Source organism: Coprothermobacter platensis DSM 11748 (assembly GCF_000378005.1).
GTDB classification, from domain to species: Bacteria; Coprothermobacterota; Coprothermobacteria; order Coprothermobacterales; family Coprothermobacteraceae; genus Coprothermobacter; species Coprothermobacter platensis.
Genome location: NZ_KB899040.1, coordinates 1269883 through 1293543, shown reverse-complemented (window position 1 = coordinate 1293543; position 23661 = coordinate 1269883). Strand labels below are relative to the sequence as shown.

Here is a 23661-nt window from a genome sequence, read left to right as displayed (position 1 = left end):
CCGTTGCAAAAAAGGATAAAAACAGATGCAATAACTTACATTTGGTTGCAATGAAGTCATATGTATTTTATTGTATAAAATTTCTTATTGTGTTAATATTAAGTAGGTGAGGTTCGCTTATAATTAGCCAGCGAATGTTTCGAAGTTAAAGAGCATCACCTTTAGCGAGTGGCGCTCACACATAGCAATTTAAGACGCAATAGGTTCTTGAAGGAGAAAAAATGAGTATAGCAGTTTATGTGTTTGGGCTAATAGTGGCGTTGGGCATGATCATTCTCAACATTGATGATGTAATTTGGGATATAGGATATTTCTTAACAAGAAAACGCCACAATAAAGAAGAAAAACTTCCATTGCAGCTGGTGGATAATCTGCCACCAAAGCTTCTGGCAGTTATGGTGGCCGCATGGCATGAAGATAACGTTATCGAGCAAGTCATCGACCACATGATATCAACTGTGCATTATCCGAGATCTATGTACCATGTGTTCTTAGGTGTCTACCCGAATGATGATGCGACTATAGCGGTTGCGGAAAAATTGTCCAAGAAATATGAAAATGTCCATGTGGTTATAAACCCTGTTCCCGGACCCACATCAAAAGCACAGAATTTGAACAACATGATAACGTCTATCAAGCAATTTGAAGATGAACACCATTGCCGTTTCGCATCTATTACTGTGCATGATTCTGAAGATGTTGTTCACCCTTATGAACTCAAAATGACGAATTTTCTAATCGACCAGTACGATTCTTTACAGTTCCCAGTTTTTCCTTTGCAGAAGAAACCTAACTGGAAAAACGTGTTCTCCATATCTAATTTGACTTCAGGGACATACGCTGACGAGTTCGCAGAAAATCACTTTAGATACATGGTGATGAGAAGTGACACTCAAGCAGTTGTACCTTCAGCAGGCACGGGTTTTGTTATTTCCCGTCGGGTGCTGTCTTTCTATAAGGATAAGCCACTGTTTACCGAAGGAAGTCTAACAGAAGACTATAAGTTTTCTATTGACTTGGCAAAAAACGGTTTTCAGGTGCATTACGTTTTAGAAAAAGTTCCTCGCCTTCTGAACAACGGAAAAATTAGATATGATTACATAACTACGCGAAGTTTGTTTCCGAGCAATTTTTCTGCGGCCGTGAAGCAGAAAACACGTTGGATCTACGGTATTACCATGCAATCTTTGAAAATAACTGAAATCTTTTCCAAGGAGGATGAACGTTTAAACCTTATCCAGCGTTTCGCTCTTTATAAGGATTGGAAGAGTAAGTTTATTAACATCTTGGTCCTTCCAGCTTATGTTATTCTTGTCTACTTTATCCTTTCGCTATTTATTCGCTTACCTGCTGTATATCCTATGTGGTCGTTTTCGTGGTGGCTTTCTGTTTCATTGACCGTTGTTATGCTTTACAAACAGTTTATGAGAGCTCTCGCTATCTACAGTGTCTATGGTTTCAGAAGTGCTTTCATAGCATGTTTAGTCCCACCTATCATACCTATAAGGCTTGTTTGGGGTAATCTTATTAACTTCATGGCGACTGCGCGTGCATGGGGTTGGTATTTGTTCGGTATGAACCGTGGCAAATCAAAACAAAAGGGTATTAAGTGGAACAAAACAGATCATGAGTTCTTAGAGAAACATGTTCTTTATAGCTATTATAGAAATTTGGGTGATGTGTTACTTGAAAAGCAGTATATCGATTTTACAAAATTGAGTGATGCGTTGAATACCGCTCGCAAAGAAAACAAACGATTAGGCGAAGTGCTTCTTGAAAAAGGCTATGTAACAGAAGAGATGCTTGCTAAAGCGCTTGCTGCAAGTACGCACAAGCTTTACGTGAGTGATATTTCTGCTTTTGACAACTTTCAAGAACAGTTCGATAAACAGAACATGGAACAAAATTTGTTTTGCCCCATCTTAAAATATGATGATACTTACGTTGTTGCAGAGACACCTTTTTCTGACCCTTCACGTTATGAAGAAACATTTGCGGATAAAGGTTCTCTGAAAACAGTCTATACCACAAAAAAGGCGATTATGACGCGTTTGTCTGGTGGCTCTAAACCATCTCAGAGGGATCAGGAATTATTCAGACGTTTGGCAGCTTTACTTGATAATGGTTGCCTAACGTGGGAACAAGCTGTTATAGCTTTGGAAAATCGTGATTTTTCATCAGACATACTTCAGTACATGGGCTTAGGAATCGGTTCTGAGCTTGTAGCTGCGTGACTACCGGTTTGTGAACCAAAGGAGGTGGTGTTAAACTGCCTCCTTTGGCATTTTCTTACCCACATTTTTCATCATTGAAAAGGCTGCCATTAAAAATGGAACAGTTATTGCCATCTGTACCAAAAAAGAAACAATAGGCGAGGTGTTATTTTCAGGTTGTGCAGTTGCCATCATTGAAGACAAAGCCTGTGGCGAAAGGATGGCGTAAAAAATGAAAGACGCGAAATCTATTGCACCATGGATGATCGATGGAGCTATCAGATTTTCGCTTCTTACATAGATAGCTGAGAGGTACAAACCAATCATGAACGCTTGCACAACGTTAGCAAAGACTGGGAGGAAGTTTGGGTTCATTACAAGGTTGAAAAAGTGTGCCAATGCAAAAATGGCTGAAGACCACAACATGGCTTTCTTGGTTCCGTCTTTAACTCCAAGTAGTTTCACGTTTATGGCATTGAGTACAAAACCCCGAACTAATGTCTCCTCAAAAAAACCTGTAGTCAGTGCTGAGAAAAGCACTATGAGCACATGCAATGGGTTCGGGCTGACGACAAATAATGCCTTGTCTTGTCCCATGTAGTTCAGGGTAAACAACAGCACAGCAAATATGTAAGCAAGCCAACCGAGTTTGAGCCCTTTACACAAACCCTTATTGGTAAATTCGTCTTTGTAAAACAAGCGGTTCCTTTTCATGATCCATATGACAAGCAAAGAAAGAACCATCTGCACAGCGCCCGTGGACAAACAGTATTCCATTAAATAGCCTTGAGCTATTCTGTCTGCAAAAAGGTTCTGCAAAATGGAGCTGGCTGCCCCCAAAGCCAAAAAGATGACCAACGTAGTCAGCACTATGTACCCGTAGCTTCTTTCTGTCAACGCTTTCACCTTCTTTTTGTAAAATTTTGCATAAACCGACTGACGTTCATACTCATTATGGCCCTTTTGGCTAATATTGTTGAACCGCATAGCTGATTGCGATGAAGTAGGGGAATAGTAAACGGAGATCTACATTGTACTTCACTGTGGCTGACCCGTAAAAGAAATTTCTCACAGGTCCACGTAAAGTATTCCTTCTTTGCCTATGGGCAGCTCCGAAACGATTTTTCCGCTGGGAGACACCACCATGGCTCCGCCAAAGTTCTTGTCCTCAAGCTCCTCTGAAGCAAGGTAGTTCACCATGAGTGTTGTAGTGCCGCAAGCTTTGACCTGCTCCGCGTATTCGAGTTTTTCTTTGTCCCACTGTACCTGATCAAATGAACCATCTTCCAAAGAGCGAGCCATGAGGTGCAGCAGCCAGCCCAGGTGAAGTTCACGCACTTTAGCCCTTATGTGTTCATCGAACAGGTCTCCACATATGAGAAAAGCAAAAGAGCCTAAAGGCGTATAGCATTTGTCAACTTCCGTGCCTTCGCAGTAAACCTTTGGATCTGCGCTCCTGCTGTGCCATCCTGGGCTCATGCGCCTGTACTTGAGAACGATGCCTTCAATTGGAGAGATGAGAACTGCAGAGTCATAGAGTTTAGAGTCGTCTTTCTCCAATATGCCAGTAGCAATGTGCACGTTAAGTTCAGCAGCCTTCTTGCATAGATCATCAGTTATAGGTCCCGGCAGTGGAGAAGCCAAAGGAAAGTCATGCGTTGGGTCATCATTGTTAATGAGTCCGGTGATGGCTGCTTCACCAAAAACTACTAGCTGAGCACCGTTCTTTGCGCATTCTTCAATACAACTTAGCATTCTTGCAAAGTTCATATATGTGTTGGCAGTTACACAGTTCACTACAAGCGCAGCTTTCATTTGACTTCACCTCACAGCTTAATGATAGGCCCAGAATCACATTGCTCTTGACTCTTGCTCACTTTTCATATTTTTGAGATGTTATATGCATCTGGAGAGAAGTCTTGAATATATGGGGATTGGGCTTACTGCTGCCTAATTAGGGAATGTGATAATGATGAAACGGTTAGTGCCGTTTGTTTAGTTTTTTGTGCACATCATCTGCAGCTAATTTGCCTGTAAGAATACATGTCGGTATTCCTGATGGGCCAAAGGTCCATTGCCCTGCCTGGTAAAGGTTTCTAAAGGGTGTGAAGACAGCTTTTGAGATTTTATCAAGGTTTGTTTCACAGGGCAAGAATGTGTTTGTAAATGCCCAACCAGTAATTGCACCTTCAAAATTCCCGGTTATACGTTCAATGCTTAATGGCGTAGAGCAACTGCTAAACAGTACTTTCGTTTTTATTCCAGGGAAAACCGAGCTGTCAAGAGTGTCAAGGATGGCTCTTTCGCATTGTTCTTTAAATTCAGAGTACCAACCTTGCGAAGCTGCAACCTTTGCAATGTCGTAGTCTATTAAAGAACTCACAATTAGTCCTGTGTTGCCTTGCGGCGCCAGTGATGAATCCCTTAATGCCGGGCAGGAAATTTCATAAGTGGTGTGTTTGAAATAGTCTATGATCCACTGCATGATCATTTCTTTTGGGGTATTTGGATTTGGGTGTGCTTGTATTGGATTGACAAACGAGGACAACCCATTGGTATTTGGCGTGTAGAAGAGATGTGCTCCACAACGTTTTCTGAAATACTCCTTGTCCATATCTAACGCTAAAAACACAGTGAGCACTGAATCGCTTCCGTGGCACCCATTTAGCAATTCTCGATTTTCGGAGATCTTTTTACGTAATCTTTGGTCGTTTGTTTCCAGCACGTTGTAAAGAGTTTTCTGGTCACATGCCCAGATAAGTTCCTCGTAAGAAAACTCTTTCCCATCGCCTGTGATGACACTTTTATGGTCCAAATCTATTTTGGTTACAGCGCTATCAACCAGAACTTTCCCTCCATGTGTCTCAATGTAGCTGCTTAGTGCTCGTGGCAGTACGCCGGTTCCGCCTTTGGGGTAAAAGTATTCCATGTACAGGCCAAAGTAACTAAGTGCGAAGAAAGTAGGTGTCTTCCTGAAGAAGTGCTGTGTGATCATGTCAACAAGTTGCCTGTTGTCTGTGAACTTCATTAAGTACTCATCAACTGGCTCGTTTAACTTTTTAATTTGCTTTAGGTTTTTCCGGTATTTGAGCAACCAAGGAAGCAACGTATGCAATAAGTATTGGGTATCGTTGTTCAAATCTGAGAAAAGTGGATTATCTATGCCGTACATAACATCCATATAGCTCATCGTCTTGTCAATCTCTTGCATGATTCTATCTATATCGCTGCCGTTTTGCGGAAAAAGTCTTTTGAGCATATTGCCATAATCGTGCAGGCTCTCCTGGGAAGAAATTTCGACAAATTCATCCCCAATTCCTATGGTAACTGGATTGCCCAAAAATTCCATGTCGATGCCAAGCTGTTTTAACATGGGCAAGATGATGCCTGAGTTTTCAAAAGCTCGAGCACCAAAATCAAAGATGAAGCCATCTTTTTCAAAGGATCCAACAAGCCCACCAACATTTTTTGACTTTTCCAATAACAGCGTATTATGACCATACCTGCATAAGTAGGACGCTGCTGTTAAACCAGCTATCCCTCCACCGACTATTATGGCGTCAAACTTCGATGGCTCGTTATTCTTCATGGTTTTGTTGTGACTTGAGTCTGATTCGCCTTCTTAAGTTCTTCCCGAATTTTTCTGTAGGTGATAATGGGTCCGTCACCAGGGACTAATTTTTCCTCAGAAATGTACGAAGACGCTTTTGGCTTTTGAGTTATAACCACGCGTTTATCTTGGCGCTCTATAACTAAATTCCCGTATTTGCCAAAGAAAGCGACGATGCTATTAAGTGCTTTGACACTGGATAGCTTGCTATAAAAACGTATATACAGTATAGTGTTTTCATCATCCACTGGCGCAAAATAGATAATTACTTTCATTTGTGGGCTAATGTGATTCATCCATATGTTGGGGAATTTAAAGCTAAGAAATGTATCTCGTATTACGCATTCTTCAGGCGGTTTTGGTTTTTGACCAACATCCTTTTCATTGTTCGCACTAGTAATTATGGTATAGTCTTCAAAAATGACTTTTGGACCGTTAACCAATGTCTTGTTGCCGCGTCCTATAGTGTTGTAATGTACGAATGGTAGATGCACTACGTCTAATTGATTTTCTATGCACCTGGAATAGTGTGCATTCCAGTGGTCTTCCATCTCGCTCCAAACATAAGAGTCGTCTACGTATTTGTCAAAAAATGGTAGATTATCAGTGGCTTTTTCTTCGTCACCGTACCACAGGTATATGATTCCATGTTCTTCCCCAACTAAACAGCGCTTGGCATTGTAGCGGCTGATGTCTTCAGTTGTATTTTTTCCAATGGCCGGTACAAGTGTGCACTTACCGTCTTTATCGAACTCAAGCCCATGGAAGGGACATTTTATGCAGTCGCCAACAACTTTGCCTTTGCTTAAAGCTGCTCCTCTGTGTGAACATTGATCTACTACACAACCGATTTCTCCTTGCTTGTTCCGGAACAGAGCTAAATCCATGTTTAACCTTTTGACCGCTGTTATTTGCCCTTTCTCTACTGCCTTCGATGGCAGTATTGCATACCATTGGTTTGGTATCATGTGTTTCTCCTTTCTAAGAAATATGATATTCACATACTTGATGGAATGGTCATACTTTTCTGACTAATTCTTGTTTAAGACTTTTTAGATGACTTCTTATTACAGGATCCACAATTTGCCAAAAATGTTTGCCTTTTACGCTATTGCTATTCATCTAAAACAAAGAACACCGTAAAAAGGCGAAAACCTACTTTTGTTTTTTTCAAAACGGCACCTGTTTCATTCCCCAAAAGCTGTCGAGGACATTGAATCTACATTTTCGAAAATTCTACCAAAAATAAGCTCGAACTCTTTTTCCTTTGTTCCATCGGGGTGTGCAATATAATTGCAACATTTTAATATATCCTCTTTATTTCTCAGATTTCTGCAAAAGTTGAGTGCTCTTGACACTTTGTCGTTCCCTTCCAAGCCGGAGGGGTAATAATCTTCGATCTCTCCTTTTTCCAAAACGAAGATGTTATTTTCTCGAAGCTGTGATATCAGTTCTTGCTTAAGTTCTATAAGCTCATGATCACAATTTTCTTTTAATGTTTTGTACCTTATCTTATCTTTGTAATCGTCCTTACCATTTTTAATGCAAGCATTATTTGCACTGCATTCTTTACTCATGTGGTTGATTTCATCTATTCTCTTAATCATCTTGTTTCTGCTCTCGACCATGTCTTCTGATGGTACCACCTTATCAAAGCCTCTAATCATTAAGTCTAGGTCTGCTATTACTAGTACCCTAACTCCGAAACGTTCAAAGAAATCTCTGTATCTTTTTATGTTGTCTTTGCCGGACATTTTTGCGAAGGCAATTGACTCGCTCTTTGTGTCTTGTGTTTGGTTAAGTATTCTTGCGATATGGGAGAAGACATGCCTATCGCTTTCTCCCTCTACTAAAACTACTGTGTCATAGAAAAGAGCTGCGTTATTGTTGTCAAAATTGATGATTTGGAACAAGTCCTTGTTTTTGAAGTCCGTGAGATCTATTTCATAAATCTTTGTATACGGTTTCGAATAAGAGCCATCGATGACTTTCACTACTTTGACAAAACTATCTGTAGTTTCTGGGCTTAAGAATGTAGGAGAATGTGTAGTTATAAAAACGTAATTGTCTTTAGCAAAAGACTGAAGGGTCTGAAAAAGCACGTTTTGGGCTTGAGGATGCAGAAAAAGTTCGGGTTCTTCGAAAAGTAAGAAATATGGTCGCCTACACGTTTTTGTAGAGCCCTCGACACTCATTTCTGCTACACCGGAACTTGTTTCACTACTTATGCCCTTACTTTTTAGATCGACATATGATCGCAATATCGAAAAGGTAACCAAACGCCTGAGTCCGTCACCTTTTGAATCTATCGAACTGCGGAGTCCATCGTCAATTAGAATGGACGCTGATGAAAAAATGCTCTTCATGTCTGGAAGCGGCACTGTAATTTGCAACTCAATTTCTCCAAAGCTCTCGCGTACATACTTCTCCAATGTTTTTTCAACAGTCTTTAGTTGTTGGAGTCTATTATCCTGTTTAGTACCGTCTTCGTTCTCTTGGATATTAATTTTATTATCCAGTTCGGTAAGTAGCTTCTGAAAAGGCATTTGTTCTTGCTGAATTTCATCTAATAACATTGACAAAAGTTTTCCAAAAGGTGCGCTCTCGGTTGTTTTGACATCATCAGAAAAATCTCTCACAGCTGGAACATATACGGGAATTGGTAACATTCGAAGTATCCCTTTATCAATCCCTGTCGGTACCGGTTTAATCTCCGATGATTCCAAGTCATTTTGTTCCATCTTGATATAACATAATTTGCTTTTTCCTTCTAAATCGTATTCGCGTACTAATATCAAGGACCTGCAAATGTCCATGATTTTTGTGACTTTTTCCCTATGCTCTGGTACTAAAAGCTCTAAATCTTCATCAGAAATATTCTCAAATTTAATGCAAATTTGTATAGATAAGTTCTCGTTAAAATAATCCGATTTCTCCAACTTAGAGCCAGAAAAGAAGAGTGATATTGCTTGAAGTATGGATGATTTGCCAACGTTGTTTTTACCTGTTAGTGCAGTGAAATTGTGTAGATTAAGTTTGACATCTTGTAGCGCTCGAAAATTCTTGATTTCTAAAAGAGTTGGTCTCATTTTGCCCCCGATTTAAGTGACTTTCCGAACACTGGAACAAGTCACCGAATAGTGCCGATTATACCACTTCTACGATGAACCTCGAATGTAGTTCAGAGCCTATTCTGGCTAAGTTGTATTTGAATTTGCTGAACACAGCATTTTTAATCTATCCTACAAGACTATGGAAATATAGTCGCAAACCTCAACGTAGATTATCGAATCTTGATATTATTGTGCTTTATTTTCGAGTTCTAAGGTAAACCATACCAAATGCTTCCACAATAGCAGAACGTTCTTAACTATTTATTTCTTAAATCCATATGTTCATGTGTTATCCTTAAAACTCTGCTACCTTTCATGGACGGAAAGAAGTAGCATTTTGGGATATGTACCAGTTTCTTCTCTATCTCAGCAGGTACACAATAGTTGATTTGAATAAACTACGCTCATTCCCTCAATCAGCCGTTTTTCCTATGGACCAAAATGTACCTGAAATGGCCAATAGCCTATCTTTTGGCAAAAACAAATGTGGTTAGGCTACAAACAACAAGATACACTGCGATGCAAATAGCCCAGAGCGTCAATGATGTGTAAGGTCGAGGATAAAACAGCATAAACCTTGACACAATCCATAAACCTGGGAAAAACATGGCAAACCATATGGCAGTGCGTAGGAATCTGGTTGTCCATGCTCTTTTGTTGGCTTCAACATGTTTACTAACAGCAAGTTCGTAAAATGCAAATGTGAGAACATCTCCAATTGCAGAAACGATAACAGAAATGATGTTCTGCTGTAAGACCCATAAACCGACGCCCAATAATGTAAAAACTGTTATGCTTGCCACAGCCAAGATATAAGCATTGCTTAGCTTTAATGAGCGTTCCGCTTCATTGACCGCTTGGTTAACTACTGGAAGGTCTTTGTCGCTTTCATAGTTATTGTTGATGAGGTAGTCTGCGGTAACCCCAAATAGTTTACTAATCTCCAGCAAGTTTTCTGCATCGGGTAACGTGCTGTCCGATTCCCAACGTGATATTGCTTGTCGAGAAACAGAAAGTTTTTCTGCTAAGTCTTCCTGAGAAAGTCCTTGTTGTTTACGTAAAGCAGTAAGCTTTTCTCCAAAAGTCATTTATACTCCACCTCCTGATGGTTCATCAGGTCCTATTATCTATTCTCTGACTTTCTTAGTCCACCACATGCTTGTAACAAAAGCGCAACTTAGTGTAACAATGGGAGCAATTTATTAGTACATGTATACTAAATTGTGTGTACATGTTATGATGAAGTGCAGCAATAATTACATATTAGAAGGAGGATATGAGTGAAGTTACCGTCACTTAAAATAGGAGACTTAGAAGCAAAAATACCAATAATTCAAGGTGGCATGGGTGTAGGTATATCCATGTCTGGTTTAGCGGGTGCAGTGGCGAAAACGGGAGCCATCGGAGTAATCTCTGGACTTCATCTTTCACTAAGCGACCCAAAGTGGGGAAAAGACTTTAGAAAAGCAAACATAGAAGCGCTGCGCCAAGAGATAAGAAAAGCACGTAACATCGCTCCTCACGGCATTATTGGTGTGAACATACTGGTGGCTATTACAGAGTATGCGACCATGGTTAAAACTGCCATAGAGGAAGGCATAGATATTATCATATCGGGTGCCGGTTTGCCGCTTAACCTACCGGAATTTGTAAAAGGCACTCGCACAAAAGCGATTCCCATTGTTTCTTCGGCAAGAGCCGCTGCGACCATTTGCAAATCTTGGGTTCAAAAGCACGATTATGTGCCAGATGCTATTATTGTTGAAGGCCCTAAGGCTGGAGGGCATCTGGGGTTCAAGCGCGAAGAGCTTGAACATATGGATGACTACAAACTGGAGGACATTGTTCCTCAGGTCATTGAAACCGTTAAGCCATACGAAGAGCAGTATGGCAAACCCATACCTGTTATAGCTGCGGGTGGCATATTTGATGGCAAAGACATAGCAAAGTTCATAAAATTAGGTGCCAGCGGTGTTCAAATGGCTACACGTTTTGTGGCAACTTACGAGTGCGACGCTTCTATGGCATTCAAGCAGGCTTATGTAAACGCCAAGAAAGAAGACATTACGATAATAAAAAGTCCAGTGGGGATGCCTGGAAGAGCCATAAAGAATGCATTCTTGGAAGAAGTGGAAAAGCATGCTAAAACGCCAGATTTCTGCAGATATAATTGCCTTAAGACATGCGATCCCAAAAAATCTCCTTACTGTATTGCTCAAGCGCTTTTGAACGCGCAAAAGGGCAATTTAGATGAAGGTTTTGCTTTCTGTGGGGAAAATGTTTACAGGATAGACAAAATCGTACATGTAGATGAACTGATAAATGAATTGGTAAGGGAAGCAGAAGAAAACCTACAGTAACAAAAGAGGAGGGCAGGCCTTTTCATAAGCTTGCTCTCCTCTTTTGTTTTTAAGAAAGTCTGTTTTACGAGCTTCGATCTTGTTTCTTGCTGCGGAAAAAGTTTATCAGCGCATCGACTTGCCCATTGTTCAGCTTTTCCAGTGGGACGTTATATTTCTTTTCTACTATGGTTTTTACCTGTTCTTCACTTAAACCTACTTCTTTTGCAAGGGTTAGCACAAAAGAAATTCTCTTTGGATTGGCTGTAAGAAGTGCATTAGATCCAGTTTGATGTTCTGGCATTGTACTCTCTGCATCGTCATCTTCAGAAGTTGCTGCCATATTGAATAGTGACAAGAGAGCATATCTTCTCAAGTAAGAGATAGTACTGCCAATTGTTTGTACGGATACCTCCTCTGTGGTTTCATAAATAGGCCTTCTCTCTTCATCAACGCCTACCTGAACCCGTACTCTTTGAGGGTTAGCAGTCACAGGACCGAACTCTAACCAGCAGCCATTTGTGTGAAACAGGTAAGTAACAATAGAAACTTCTTGAGAGCTGTTGGATAAAACTTCTTGAGCCATTACCAAACCGTTTTTTGTGAGTAAGGGACGCAGTAGGTCGACAATTTGGTCCAATGGTGCGTATTTAGATTTGAAATATGGATTTTCGCTTGTCGCTATGGGATTCTTGACTTCATTTTGCACAGCGAGCAACGCTTTAACAAGCTCGCTTATGCCTTCAGGATTACCATTCACTTTCATTTTATATTCCTCCTCAATTTTTTATCTTCGGTTGTTGAGTTTCTCTGTGAATATGTGCTGCACATATGACTTACCTCCTTATTGTGTGAACTTGGTGCAAATGACCTGTGGATTTGCCGGCAAGAATTCTAATCTTATTTAGCCTGTTGTACGCTAAGCTGTTAGATATGCAAATGCTGTAAATGGATTTTTGAAGAATTGATTTTCTCTTATATAAAGGATAAATATCGCCTCAAATGTCTTTTTGCACCTAAGTTTTATTATAACAAAAAATGCTCAAAAAACAAAGCGAAATACTACAGCAATTGCTTATATTTTATTGAACATTCTGCCCTCATTTTCTTGAATAAATGTTAACTTAATATTTACAATTGCTGTAGTTTTATAAGACTATTTCTCTGAACAAGTGGAGGGTTATCGATGATAGCCTCATATGAGATGTGTTTAGCGTATGAAAAGTTTCTTTGTTTCCCATTTATACCCATTGCTTCATGTTTTCTAGTTTGCTTTTATATCGAAGTTGTACGTGATACCTGTCGGAAGTAAAACTAAAGAGCATCTTCCACTTAAACCTTTCTTATGGTCATATTTCTTCATACTCTCCTATAATCTTTGGTGCTAATTTACGCTTTATGGCTCAAGCGTAATAACAAACGTTGTATACACGATACGTACTAGGCGCGATTCTCTTTTTCCACTAAATCAGGGATGCTTTAGATTTTTTGTCTTATCTGCAGCGATATGCCGTTAGGGTCATACACCCAAAAATAACGGCTGTTTGCGTCAGGCGTTTTTATTTCTGAAGGGTTAAACCCTTTTGCCTTTAGAATTTCATGTTTAGCATCCAAATTTTCTGTTTCAAAACATAGAGAAAAGCCCTTCCCATCGATCTTTGGTGTTTGTGGCATAGAAACTAACTCAATTTCTGTTTGCCCTTCGCCGTTACTTAAGAACACAACTTCTCCAGTTTCTGTTTTTATACGCCGGACGATAGTCATCTCAATGAATGTTTCGTAAAACGAAATAGATTCCTCAAGTTTGTCAACCATTAAGGTTACCTGTCTAAAACGCATAATCTGCCTCCTTGCAGTAAAACCAATGTCATTTTATGACGCACCAATAATTCGCACTCATAAGTGAATATGGATTTAATAGCTTTATCTTACTAATGGTAAACCATTTTAACCTAATAGAGTTCTTCTTTTTCACCACTGAACTTCCCTCTTATCATGGTGAGTTAGGAACGGTGACTCGAACTAGTGTGTTTACGCTATATGTTTTGAGTTGTTTCGTACTTGAATCAAAAGTGTAGATTTTGGTGTTCTGTGACTTTCCTGGAAAAGAAGTGACGTAACTATAAAGATCAACTAATGAAAAGCCAACGAGCTTTTCACCTTTGAATGCTGCAATAAACAATAAGTTACATCCAGGTAATGGCCCTATTGAAATTGCATAATTGTTTTATCCATAGTAAGATGTCGTAGAACCTACATTAGAACCTGTTGGCGTGCAAGCTTTGAAAACAGCTGCACTGTTTGGTTTTTAGCCTTTTCATTTCACTTTCATCAACAGTGCTACACTTTCCACGTGCGTGGTTTGAGGAAACATATCTACAGCATTGATATGCCTAATTGTGTAGCCAAAGTCATGGAACCTATTGGCGTCACGTGCCAGTGTGGATGGGTCACAGCTTATATAAACAATGCGCTCAGGATTAAGTTTTGCTACGGCATTTAGTGCGTCTTGTGTCATGCCATTACGGGGAGGATCAACCACAACTTTATCCACTTTTTCTGTTAGTGATATAGCGGCACTCTCCACAGATTGAGCAAGGAATTCTACATTATCTACATTATTTAAAGCAGCATTCTCTTTAGCTTGGTTGGTAGCTTCTGCGACTCCTTCTGCTGCTATTACATTTTTTACATTTGGTGCGTAAAGTAGAGTAAATGCGCCCACACCTGCATAACCTTCAAACACAATGTCGTTGCACTGTGGTTCGAGCATTTGCATGGCTACTGAGAAGAGTTCTTCTGCTTGCGTTGGGTTTATCTGAAAAAAGGAAAGTGGTGTTATGGCATAAATCTTGTTCATCAATAGTTCTTGTATGTATTCGCTTCCATAATAAAACGTATTGCCGCTCCCAATAACTGTTTTATTGTGGGCACTATTTTGGTGGAATGCCAAGCTATCTATGCCAGCATTGAGCAACTCTTGGGCAAGTGCATCATGGTTGTGAGGTATTTGGCTAAATGTAATTAGTGCTTGTTTTTCTCCAGTGTGCAAAGAAACCCTTATTTGCAAGTGCCTCAATGTTCCATTGCCAATAAAATAGCTACTTAGTTTTTTCGAACGCAGTATGTTTATTACAGTTTTTGCTGTTTCCCAAACAGATTCTCTCAAGATAGGGCAGGTTTCTATCGGAAACCACTTATCAGTGCGGTCGAAGTATCCAATATCGAGCAGGCTACCTTCTTTACCAAAGGTGAAGTGAGCCTTCGCTCTGTATCCATATCGATCTATGGAAGGTGTTATGTCCACTTTTTCGAGTTTTTCATGAGCGAATCTGGATATATTTTGGGTGACAAAAGACGTTTTCCATTGCAGCTGGCTCTGATATGAGATATGCTGAAGTTGACATCCTCCACAAGTAGAAAAATGTGGGCATTGCGGTTGAACTCTACTGTTACTGCTACTTATTATTTCTACTACATCGGCTTCTACATAGTTCTTATGTGTAGCGGTTACTATAGCTTTTACCACATCTCCAGGAGCAACATTACCTTTTACAAAATAAACCAGACCTGATGATTTCGCTACACCAAAACCCTCTACAGTGAGATCGATAATTTCCAATGTTTCCATTTATATGCTTCTTCTACTGTTTTCTCTCTGCTTTAAGGTACTGACTCACCAGTGGCTTGTTGGAGAAGATAGAACCACTCTTGACGATCCAATAAAATATCTTCAGCTTCTACTGCTGCTTTGACACGTTTGAAGTTGCTGCTTCCTGCAACAACTACGATATTCGATGGATGATTAAGAAGCCATGCATAAGCGATCTGTTCAGCCGTGGCGTTGTGATTATGTGCAATTACTCCAAGGGCCAGGCGTAAGTTGATGGCCTTCTGTTCTTCGCTTGTAAATAATCGGCCACCTCCCGTAGGAGACCAAGCCATGGGTGTGATATCGTTTTCCATCATATAAGGTATTTGTGAATCTAAAAATGGGTTTGGATGCATTAAGGATATTTCTATTTGGTTTACCAGAAGCGGTTGCTTTGTGTATTTAGATAAGAGCGAATGGTGGTAGGGCATGAAATTGGACACGCCAAAAGCATGCACTTTACCTTCATTGTAAAGTTCGTCAAATGCTTGAGAGACTTCCAGCGGGTCCATAAATGGGTCCGGTCTGTGAATAAGAAGCAAATCGATGTAATCTCTGCCCAAATCTTGAAGCGACTGTTCTACTGAAGCAATGATATGCTCTGCTGACGTATCATAGTGCTGAACATAAACTTCCGGATGTTTTTCTGATAGCAGCACAATATCTGCTTTCGTCACTATCTGAATGCGTTTAGAAAGCGTCGGGTCTGCTTTTAGCACTTCACCGAACAATTTTGTTGCAGCATAGTCACCGTAAATGTCGGCTAAATCCACAGTATCTACCCCGATGTCTAAAAGCATGTTCATCATTTTGGCAAGCTCCTGTGGCGTCTTGTTCCAGCTTGCTATTCTCCAAAGTCCCCAGACAACTCTTGGTAACGTTATTTTTTCTTCCATGGAATAATTAAAGCACAATTTACCTCATTTGTGTGCATTAATGATACAATGTGAAACTAAACGGGGTAAAAGTTCGTCCTATTTGAGGAGGTGAAACACTAATGAGAAAGTTGGTAGGAAAAATCATCCCGATGCTTCTGTGCCTAACGTTATTAGTTACGTTGGCACCATCTTTTGCATCGGCAGCAACAGCGCTCAGCATTAAGATGGACGTTATGCAGCTTCCAAGCGGAGGCGCACAGGTAATGGTTTACGTTGTAAATCCCGGAAAAGCTGTGACAATGCAGTTCAACAGTGGTTACTACTATGATGTTCAGATTACTGGTGGAAATTTCCAGTACAAAGACTCTCAGGGAAAAAGCTACACACAGGCTGTAATGAAGAAAACGTTCCCTGCAGGAAACACGCTCATAAGCTTTATCAATTTACCTAACATACCTGCTGGTAGCTATACGTATAAGGTATGGCTCGTCGGACAAAATGTGCAAACATCAGGCTCTTTCAGCATAGGTTCTGTGCCTAACATAACTGACATAAGCAATTCTTGGGCAAAAGACAATATAACCACGGTAGTTAACAATAAATTCCTGACGGTGCTTGACAACAAGTTCAGACCTTCTGAGCCTATCACGCGTGGTGAGTTCATGTATGCTTTAGCATTAGCTACAGGGCTCAAACCCGTAACTGTAGATCAGTTAGCTAACAAGACAAATCCTTTTAAAGATGTTGATCCCAATAATGCCGTAGCTGGCTATTATTTAGCTTTCTACCAGAAGAATGTTGTTAAAGGGTTCCCAGACGGAACCTTGAGACCAGCGGATTATCTGACAAGGGCAGAAGCAGCAAAGCTGGTGGCTTTGACACTTCCAACAGAACCTGGCCAAAACTTCATTCCGAAATCTCCATTCACCGATCTTTATGGCCACTGGTCAAAGATCTATGTTTCTTATTTGTACACTAAAGGCGTTGTAAAAGGTGTTACAGAAACCACTTTTGGTCCTGATTTAACGCTAACACGCGATCAGGTAGCAGCATTCTTACAGCGTGTTATGGTGAAGTGACAAAGCACGCTGCCAAATAGAAAAGGGCTCCTTATGGGAGCCCTTTTCTATTATTCTGATGAATTTTTAGCCGCTTCACTTCTTCGAATTATGATGTTTTTCAATCATTTCTTCTACTTCGCTCTTACCATCTTCATAAAAATCTTTTTCATCTGGCGCGAGCTCATAGAGCAAACGAAGGAACTCTCCCGCATGTACACGTTCTTCATTGGCAATGTCTACCAGCACATCTTTAGCAAGCTCGTTATCGGTGCTTTCAGCGAGCTGCGTGTAAAGTTGGATGGCTTCATATTCCGCGGATACCATAAACCTGATGGACCTTACAAGTTCTTCATGGGTAAGCTTGCGGTCGTTTTTGTTCCCTGCAAATGGATTTCCGAATTCTGGCATAGCTTATCCCTCCTTTATGTTCTATATCTTATCAGCCATAAGCGCTTTTGCAACTGCTGATCCAACTTTAGCGTTGTTTTTCACCAATGCAATGTTTGTCTCCAATGTCTCACCTTGAGAATGCTTTGCCAAGTAATCCAGCAGGAATGGTGTAACTTCTTTTCCTCGGATATTTTGCTCTTTTGCTGCCTTTAGTGCTTCTTGAATTAGCCCTTCTATGTGTTCTTTTTCTAATGCCATTTCTTCCGGTGGTGGATTTCCTACCAATATAGCTTTGTCTATGCCCAAAGCATCCCGTTTGCGAATAATTTCAGCAAGTTGTCCAGGATTAGAAACAGAGTGCTCTAAAGTTAAACCACTATGACCATAGTAAAAAGCAGGGAATTCTGTAGTTTTGTAACCTACAACTAAAACACCCTTTGTTTCCAAATACTCCAACGTTGCTGGCAAATCAAGAATGGCCTTCGCTCCGGCGCATACGACTGTTATGGGTATGGAACCAAGTGCTTCTAAATCGGTGCTTATATCGAATGTTTCTCTGGCGTCCCTGTGGACACCGCCTATACCACCTGTTGCAAACACTTGTATGCCCGCTTTGTATGCGGCAAACATGGTGGCTGAAACGGTGGTACCACCTGATAGTTTCTTTGCTACTGCCACTGATAAGTCTTTCAAGCTGATTTTGTGAACATCTTTTGCTTGGCTTAAGAATGTGATTTCTTGTTCGCTTAACCCTACTTTGATAACGCCATTGATAACGCCAATAGTGGCTGGAACAGCACCTTCATCTCTAATAGTTTGTTCTACTTCCAAGGCAGTGTTCAAATTGGCAGGGTATGGCATGCCATGTGTGATTATGGTTGATTCCAAAGCAACCACGGGCTTTAATGTGTCAATAGCTTCCTGTACCTGTGGAGAAACTTGTAACATAATTGCATACCTCCTTTAGCACTACAATTATATTATGGTGCTTATATATGGAGACATATTGATGGATGTGTTAATTTTTGACGAAGCCCCCAAAGTTTATGCTTCCGACGCAGAAGCGAAAGCAATGGTAGTGCCGGGAGGATCAGCTTTTAGTACGGCTCGCCACTGTGCCAGTTGTGGAACAGAAACAGCTATACTCGGATGCGTAGGCACCGATGGTGGCTATGGATTCTTTACAGAAGCTGGAAAGCGTTACAAGGTAAAAACGCTTCTTACGCAAAGAGAGGGATTCACTGGTACTCTGCTGGTGCGTCATGAAGAGAAGGAACGTAATATGTGGAGTTCTCCTAACGTGGCGCGCAGCTATGTGCATGTCCCTGATGTTAAAATTGATTGGCTTCATATTAGCGGCTATGCTCTGTTCCATGATGAAAGCACCCGTGTGGTGGAAGAACTTCTTAAAAAGGCAAAAATGCAGCATGCAATTCTTTCTGTGGATGCAGCTTCTTATGAACCATTAAAAGAACATTTAGATGTATTCTTGGAAAAAACTCGTGGCTTTGATTTTTTGTTTGGAAACCAGCAAGAAATGGCAGTTATCCCTAAAACGGATTTTTACAAGCATGTTGTGGTCAAACAGGGTGGTGATGGCGCCAGCGTGGATGGTAATCATGTAGAAGCTCCGCATACTGATGTGGTAAGCACTTTGGGCGCCGGTGACTGTTTTAATGGTGTTTTTATCGCGCAGGTTATGCAAGGCAACGATCTTGTAACAGCTTGCAGGAAAGCCATTACAGAAGCAAGCCGATGGGTTGGAACAGATTTTGCAAGAAGGTACTTCTAATTGTTAACCGCCCATGGCAAACGGCAGAATCAGCAGATTGTCACCATCATCTAATTTGTCCGTTTCTTTTAATACTTGACCAGTCTTAATTACAAATCCGACTTCTGACGGAGGAACTTTTAGGTAAGATAAGAGGTCCGCTACGGTGGCGCCGTCTGGCAGGGAGACCTTCCCTGACTGCGCACCGTAGCGAGAAAAATAATCATTGAGCTGTACTGTAACGGTCATATTCTGCCTTCAGGCGTTCCACATACATGTGGAGCAGTTTATTCATACGTTCTTCATCCATTTTTCCCCAGCGTGTGGGAGTTTCAAAGGCTCTCTTAGGGAATTTCTCATTTTCCAATGAGTAACCCAGTTTCTGTTTTATGCGTAATCTCGTGAAGAATGTTTCTTCTGCCATCTTGTCCAAGTCTTCATCGGTAAACGGCATATCAATGGCATTTAGAGCTTTTAATACCGTTTCTCTGTCATACACCTTTCTTGCAAACAAGCAAATTACCAGAGAAGTTAGCATGCAACGTTCTTTTTCTTCCTTTATCAAATAATCGACAATTTCTTCATCGTTGAGCTCTTTTGCGCTTTGGTCATATTGGTAACCGGCATTGCAAAGATGTGAATGTCTGCCACCTACTGTTTGCCCTAAAGCAAAAGCGTAACCTGTGTGGTAACCAGCCATCTCATTGCCGCCATAAACCAGTGCGAACTCTTTTCCGCCGTAAGCCTCCGTTGCATGTGTCAACCCTTCGCCTAAGGTTCTGTAAAAATCGTTAGTGCGTTCGGCTATGTAATGAATGGCTTTTTTATAGTTCTCTGTATTTCCGAAAGCAAGCGGCACTAATGTTTGTTCTATGCTCAAAATATCTTTTTCCAACGCTTCTGTTGCCCATGCCAATGCGACACCTGTGCTCATGGCGTCTAATCCGGTTTCTTCAACTTCATCGATCAACTCTAAAACTTCACTGGCAGTAGGAGTACCCAATAAGCTTCCTAAGGAATAAATAAGTTCATGGTCATAAGAAACGGCTAAGGATTCATATTCGTAGCCTTTATCAAATAAACGTCTAAATTGCCCCACATGTATGCATCCTATAGGACAGCCGACGCAGGAGACCTTTCTAACGAGTGTGTCTTGGGCAAAGGTTTCTCCGGATATGTCATCTGCGTGTTCGAAGGTAGACTGCTGAAGATTCTTCGTGGGCAATGAACTTATGGCATTAAGCACCTTTATGTTTATTGGTGTTCCAATTTCATGATACTTGGACATAAGATCTGTTTCCACGACCTTTTTGTAAAGCCATCGGAATGTGCTGTAGTAACTCTTAAAATCGGTTACCGGTATATCTGTTTCTCCTGTAATGGCAATAGCTTTAAGTTGTTTACTGCCAAAAACTGCACCAAGGCCAAGCCTTCCGAAATGTCTGTATGTATCCACATTGACACCTGCGAAACTGACTAAGTTTTCTCCAGATACACCGATACGCATGATACTGCGCTTCCCTGGTATTCCTTCTCTTTCCCTTATGATTCTTCCTGTCTCTTCGACGTCTAAACCCCACAAACCGCGTGCATCTTTGAATTCCACAGAGTGGTCAGTAATACTCAAATATGTGGGTTTATTTGCTCTTCCGGTAATAACGATGGCATCATATCCTGCATTCCTTATTGCCATGGCGCTGCGTCCACCTGCATGGCTTTCTCCATATTCACCTGTGAGTGGAGAGATAAAAGTAGCTACCGTTTTTGTTGCCACGGGGAAAATGGTGGACAATGGACCTATGGCAAAAATGATGGGCTGGTCTTCATGAAGTGGCGGAAGGTCAGGTCGCATGTTTTCTTCAAGCAGTTTTGAAGCAACCCCTGTTCCTCCCAGTAAATGAAACAAATCTTTACGTTCTTCCACAGACACTTTTTCATCAGTTAAATTGATATGGAGCACTCTAATATAGTCTTTCCCTAGCATGGGTTATACCTCCTCCATGGCTAAGCATTCGTGAGGGCAAAGCTGGGCACACGCACCACATTGCTTGCATATGATGGGCTTCCTAAGTTGTTTATCCATGGCGATGGCCCCTACAATGCATGCGGGGACACACCTTTCGCAGCCGATACACTTTTTCCCATCAAACACGACGCCTCCGCCCTGACGCGGAACTAATGCTTCTGTGGGACATGCTTCCGCACAAGCGGGTTCTGTGCAGCCCACACATATGACAGCAGCAAACTTACTTTGAAGTCCGCCCTTTGTTTTAACTCTTATGGCGCTTTTAGTGAGCGTGTGGCTGTGAAAGTTGAGCGATGCACAGCCTATCATGCATTCAAAACACCCTATGCATTTATTAATGTTTTTTACTTTCAATATCTTGGGCATATCCTGTTTACCTCCCCAAGTGTTATTTGTTTCACAATTACATCATAACAATTCTTGCGCGTGTTTTGTTTAACTTCTTGTCAAGAAATGCTACATAAGAGAATTTGATGTCCATAAAGGAAGAATTGGCCGCATTTAGCTGACGTCAAAACCTAATGATAGAATGAACCGTATGTGGCGGAGGAACATTCTTTACCTTTTGTTTTGTTATGTTTTTGGTTCTACAAATACGGCGCTCATAATCACTCGTGCGCTAAAGCATGAGGATATAAGAGTGTTGGGTGATGGTAACGCTGGGGCTACTAATGTGTTTATGAACGTGAGCAATACCTTGGGTATTTTGGTTTTCTTTATTGACTTCGTTAAAGGGATGTTGCCTTTCCTAATAGGTACGCTTCTATCCATTCCGAGCTCGTTGCTTGCTGTTGGCGGAACACTAACCATTGTTGGGCATGATTTCCCCATGTTTTTTAGTTTCAGAGGGGGCACAGGTATCGCATCCGTTTTTGGAGGAACATTTTATCTGTATCCCAGGATGGGTTTTCAACTGTTCTTATTTATGGCAATAGTTTATGGTATGTGCTACGTTTTTCAGGTTCGTTATTTTAATTTTTCTTATCTTGAGGAAAGTGAAGCAGCAGGTTTCATCTTCTTGCTGCTTTCCTTAACTAATTTTCATAATGAGCTCTTCCAGTGTTATTTCCTTTTGTGCTTATCCGTTATCATTTTGAGAAACAGAGAAAAGGTAATGGAAATATTTGGCGGTAGGCCTAAAAGGGAAAGGCCCTCATAGCTATGAGGGCCCCTCCCTTTATTCAAAATGGCATATTTGTTTTACGGAGTCCATCTTACTGCTGCATAGGCATTTACAAGACCGTAGCCATAATACTTATCCCAACCTGTAGTACCTAAGTCTTTTGCAGTTGACTGCATGGCTGTTCTTACCTGTTCATTTGTGTATGTAGGATGAGCCGAAAGAACAAGAGCTGCTACGCCTGCGACATGCGGAGAAGCCATGGATGTACCCTGGAAGAAATAATACCCAAAGGAATTTGGGCTCCCCTGAGGGAATGTTTGCTGGAGAATGCCGTCGCCATAACCGTCATGGTTCTGGTCCACAGATGTGTCACCGCCCGGAGCGACGATATCGAGAGCGCTACCATAGTTGGAGTAACTTACGCGATTACCGTCAAACCGTGTTGATCCCACGGCTATGCATTGTGTATATGCCGCAGGATAACTCACCGTTGATTTGCCATCGTTTCCAGAAGCACACACAATGACGAGGCCCTTATTGTAGGCATATTGAATAGCATTTTGTAATGTCGTAGAACCTTGGCTTCCGCCTAAACTCATATTGATTACTCTTGCTCCATGGTCTGCGGCCCATATGATGCCATTGGCTATGGCATCATAGCTTCCTGATCCACTGCTATCCAGAACTTTTATCGGTAAAATTGTCGCTTCGTAAGCTATTCCTGCTGCGCCCATGTTATTGTTCGTGGATTGTGCTATGGTTCCTGCCACGTGCGTTCCATGGCCGTTATCATCGTTTGCGTGAGTATCGTTGTTTACAAAATCATATGCGTTTGCTGTATCGAAGTAAGTGTTTGCCAAATCTGGAGCTTTAGTATAACTACCATAGTTTTCATAGGCGACTCCTGTATCAATAATGGCTACCTTTACACCTGCTCCTCTGGTTATATCCCAAGCTGAGACTGCTTGAATGCCGTAGTTTGAAACATAGCCGTTACTGGTCATGCCATAGTTGTACAGATCCCACTGATAAGGATTGAAATATGTGTCGTTGGGAACTGCAAAGGCATGAGCAATGTAATTTAGTTCCACATATTCTACATTTGGATCGCTTTTTATAGCATTAATAACATCATTAATTGCTTTCCCTTTTGGTAGTTTGAAAACAGCGAAATTCTTCAGCCCTTTTCTGGAAAGTTTTGCTCCGGCAAGGTTTTCTACCTGCATGGTTTGGGCCGACGCATCTGCGCCACTCTTGAAGCCCACAATAATTTCGTCGCTAACTTGCTGTTCATCGCTGACGGTGTCTTTGTTAACGTAGAGTGGTTCCGCACTTTTTACTTGAGCGAAACCGGACAGAAGGAGTACTACAACCACCAATGACAATAGTACTTTCTTCATCCTGACCACACTCCCCTTGAATAGGTTTTTGAAACCTGTGAAACGAATGGACACATTATACAAAAAAATTCTTCAATGTCAACTA

Annotated in this window: 21 protein-coding genes; 5 read left to right on the top strand and 16 right to left on the bottom strand. The window is 41.1% G+C overall.

All coding sequences use genetic code 11. The annotated features are described in order from the left end of the window. Positions 1–221: 221 nt before the first annotated feature. Entirely contained in the window at positions 222–2234 is a 2013-nt protein-coding gene (locus tag D890_RS0106850) for a glycosyltransferase (protein WP_018963780.1), read from the top strand. Positions 2235–2264: 30 nt separating this feature from the next. Here the strand turns inward: D890_RS0106850 and D890_RS0106845 are convergent, their stop codons facing one another. The 6 genes from D890_RS0106845 to D890_RS07785 form a co-directional block, all read right to left on the bottom strand. Beyond that, a complete protein-coding gene (locus tag D890_RS0106845) occupies positions 2265–3119 on the bottom strand; it encodes a CPBP family intramembrane glutamic endopeptidase (RefSeq protein WP_425393490.1) in 855 nt (284 codons plus the stop codon). A 162-nt stretch (positions 3120–3281) separates the two neighbouring features. Beyond that, positions 3282–4028 (bottom strand): carbon-nitrogen hydrolase family protein, encoded by a 747-nt coding sequence (locus tag D890_RS0106840; protein WP_018963778.1) that lies wholly within the window; start codon positions 4026–4028, stop codon positions 3282–3284. Positions 4029–4194: 166 nt separating this feature from the next. Further along, positions 4195–5802, bottom strand: coding sequence for a phytoene desaturase family protein (locus tag D890_RS0106835; RefSeq protein ID WP_018963777.1), 1608 nt, complete (start codon positions 5800–5802; stop codon positions 4195–4197). After that, a complete protein-coding gene (locus D890_RS0106830; RefSeq protein WP_018963776.1) occupies positions 5799–6791 on the bottom strand; it encodes an aromatic ring-hydroxylating oxygenase subunit alpha in 993 nt (330 codons plus the stop codon). The genes D890_RS0106835 and D890_RS0106830 overlap by 4 nt, the downstream gene beginning before the upstream one ends. A gap of 219 nt (positions 6792–7010) precedes the next feature. Then, the gene (locus tag D890_RS0106825; RefSeq protein WP_018963775.1) at positions 7011–8912 is read right to left on the bottom strand and encodes an ATP-dependent nuclease; all 1902 of its coding nucleotides are present in this window, start codon (positions 8910–8912) and stop codon (positions 7011–7013) included. A 488-nt stretch (positions 8913–9400) separates the two neighbouring features. Next, complete coding sequence (locus tag D890_RS07785) at positions 9401–10024, bottom strand: helix-turn-helix domain-containing protein (protein ID WP_018963774.1); 624 nt, start codon at positions 10022–10024, stop codon at positions 9401–9403. 192 nt (positions 10025–10216) lie between these two features. Between D890_RS07785 and D890_RS0106815 the strand changes: the two genes are divergently transcribed. Beyond that, the gene (locus D890_RS0106815) at positions 10217–11296 is read left to right on the top strand and encodes an NAD(P)H-dependent flavin oxidoreductase (RefSeq protein WP_018963773.1); all 1080 of its coding nucleotides are present in this window, start codon (positions 10217–10219) and stop codon (positions 11294–11296) included. A gap of 64 nt (positions 11297–11360) precedes the next feature. Here D890_RS0106815 and D890_RS0106810 read toward each other — a convergent pair whose 3' ends face one another. The 4 genes from D890_RS0106810 to D890_RS0106795 form a co-directional block, all read right to left on the bottom strand. Then, on the bottom strand, positions 11361–12041 hold the full coding sequence (locus tag D890_RS0106810) for an ERF family protein (RefSeq protein WP_018963772.1): 681 nt from the start codon (positions 12039–12041) through the stop codon (positions 11361–11363). 713 nt (positions 12042–12754) lie between these two features. Further along, entirely contained in the window at positions 12755–13114 is a 360-nt protein-coding gene (locus D890_RS0106805) for a VOC family protein (RefSeq protein WP_018963771.1), read from the bottom strand. A gap of 478 nt (positions 13115–13592) precedes the next feature. Beyond that, positions 13593–14906: a 23S rRNA (uracil(1939)-C(5))-methyltransferase RlmD gene (rlmD, locus tag D890_RS0106800; protein WP_018963770.1), complete on the bottom strand. Its 1314-nt coding sequence runs from the start codon at positions 14904–14906 to the stop codon at positions 13593–13595. Positions 14907–14938: 32 nt separating this feature from the next. Next, a complete protein-coding gene (locus tag D890_RS0106795; protein ID WP_018963769.1) occupies positions 14939–15823 on the bottom strand; it encodes an aldo/keto reductase in 885 nt (294 codons plus the stop codon). Positions 15824–15924: 101 nt separating this feature from the next. Between D890_RS0106795 and D890_RS0106790 the strand changes: the two genes are divergently transcribed. Beyond that, positions 15925–16884 carry an S-layer homology domain-containing protein gene (locus tag D890_RS0106790; protein ID WP_018963768.1) on the top strand — a complete coding sequence of 320 codons (960 nt, stop codon included), beginning with the start codon at positions 15925–15927 and terminating at the stop codon, positions 16882–16884. Between the two features lie 75 nt (positions 16885–16959). Here the strand turns inward: D890_RS0106790 and D890_RS0106785 are convergent, their stop codons facing one another. Beyond that, the gene (locus D890_RS0106785; protein WP_018963767.1) at positions 16960–17274 is read right to left on the bottom strand and encodes a ferritin family protein; all 315 of its coding nucleotides are present in this window, start codon (positions 17272–17274) and stop codon (positions 16960–16962) included. A gap of 21 nt (positions 17275–17295) precedes the next feature. Continuing rightward, positions 17296–18204, bottom strand: coding sequence for a pseudouridine-5'-phosphate glycosidase (locus D890_RS0106780; protein ID WP_018963766.1), 909 nt, complete (start codon positions 18202–18204; stop codon positions 17296–17298). Positions 18205–18238: 34 nt separating this feature from the next. On the opposite strand from D890_RS0106780, the gene D890_RS0106775 reads away from it, so the two are divergent. Continuing rightward, entirely contained in the window at positions 18239–19048 is an 810-nt protein-coding gene (locus tag D890_RS0106775; protein ID WP_083916947.1) for a carbohydrate kinase family protein, read from the top strand. Between the two features lie 3 nt (positions 19049–19051). Here the strand turns inward: D890_RS0106775 and D890_RS0106770 are convergent, their stop codons facing one another. From D890_RS0106770 to D890_RS0106760, 3 genes are read right to left on the bottom strand one after another with little or no spacing between them, the layout of a single operon-like run. Continuing rightward, a complete protein-coding gene (locus tag D890_RS0106770) occupies positions 19052–19276 on the bottom strand; it encodes a MoaD/ThiS family protein (protein WP_018963764.1) in 225 nt (74 codons plus the stop codon). Continuing rightward, positions 19251–21011, bottom strand: coding sequence for an aldehyde ferredoxin oxidoreductase N-terminal domain-containing protein (locus D890_RS0106765; RefSeq protein WP_018963763.1), 1761 nt, complete (start codon positions 21009–21011; stop codon positions 19251–19253). The genes D890_RS0106770 and D890_RS0106765 overlap by 26 nt, the downstream gene beginning before the upstream one ends. A gap of 3 nt (positions 21012–21014) precedes the next feature. Continuing rightward, positions 21015–21419: a 4Fe-4S dicluster domain-containing protein gene (locus D890_RS0106760; RefSeq protein WP_018963762.1), complete on the bottom strand. Its 405-nt coding sequence runs from the start codon at positions 21417–21419 to the stop codon at positions 21015–21017. Positions 21420–21591: 172 nt separating this feature from the next. On the opposite strand from D890_RS0106760, the gene D890_RS0106755 reads away from it, so the two are divergent. Next, positions 21592–22212: a glycerol-3-phosphate acyltransferase gene (locus tag D890_RS0106755; RefSeq protein WP_169333498.1), complete on the top strand. Its 621-nt coding sequence runs from the start codon at positions 21592–21594 to the stop codon at positions 22210–22212. Positions 22213–22253: 41 nt separating this feature from the next. On the opposite strand, the gene D890_RS0106750 is transcribed toward D890_RS0106755, so the two are convergent. Continuing rightward, positions 22254–23576 (bottom strand): S8 family peptidase, encoded by a 1323-nt coding sequence (locus D890_RS0106750; protein WP_018963760.1) that lies wholly within the window; start codon positions 23574–23576, stop codon positions 22254–22256. Between the last annotated feature and the right edge of the window lie 85 nt (positions 23577–23661).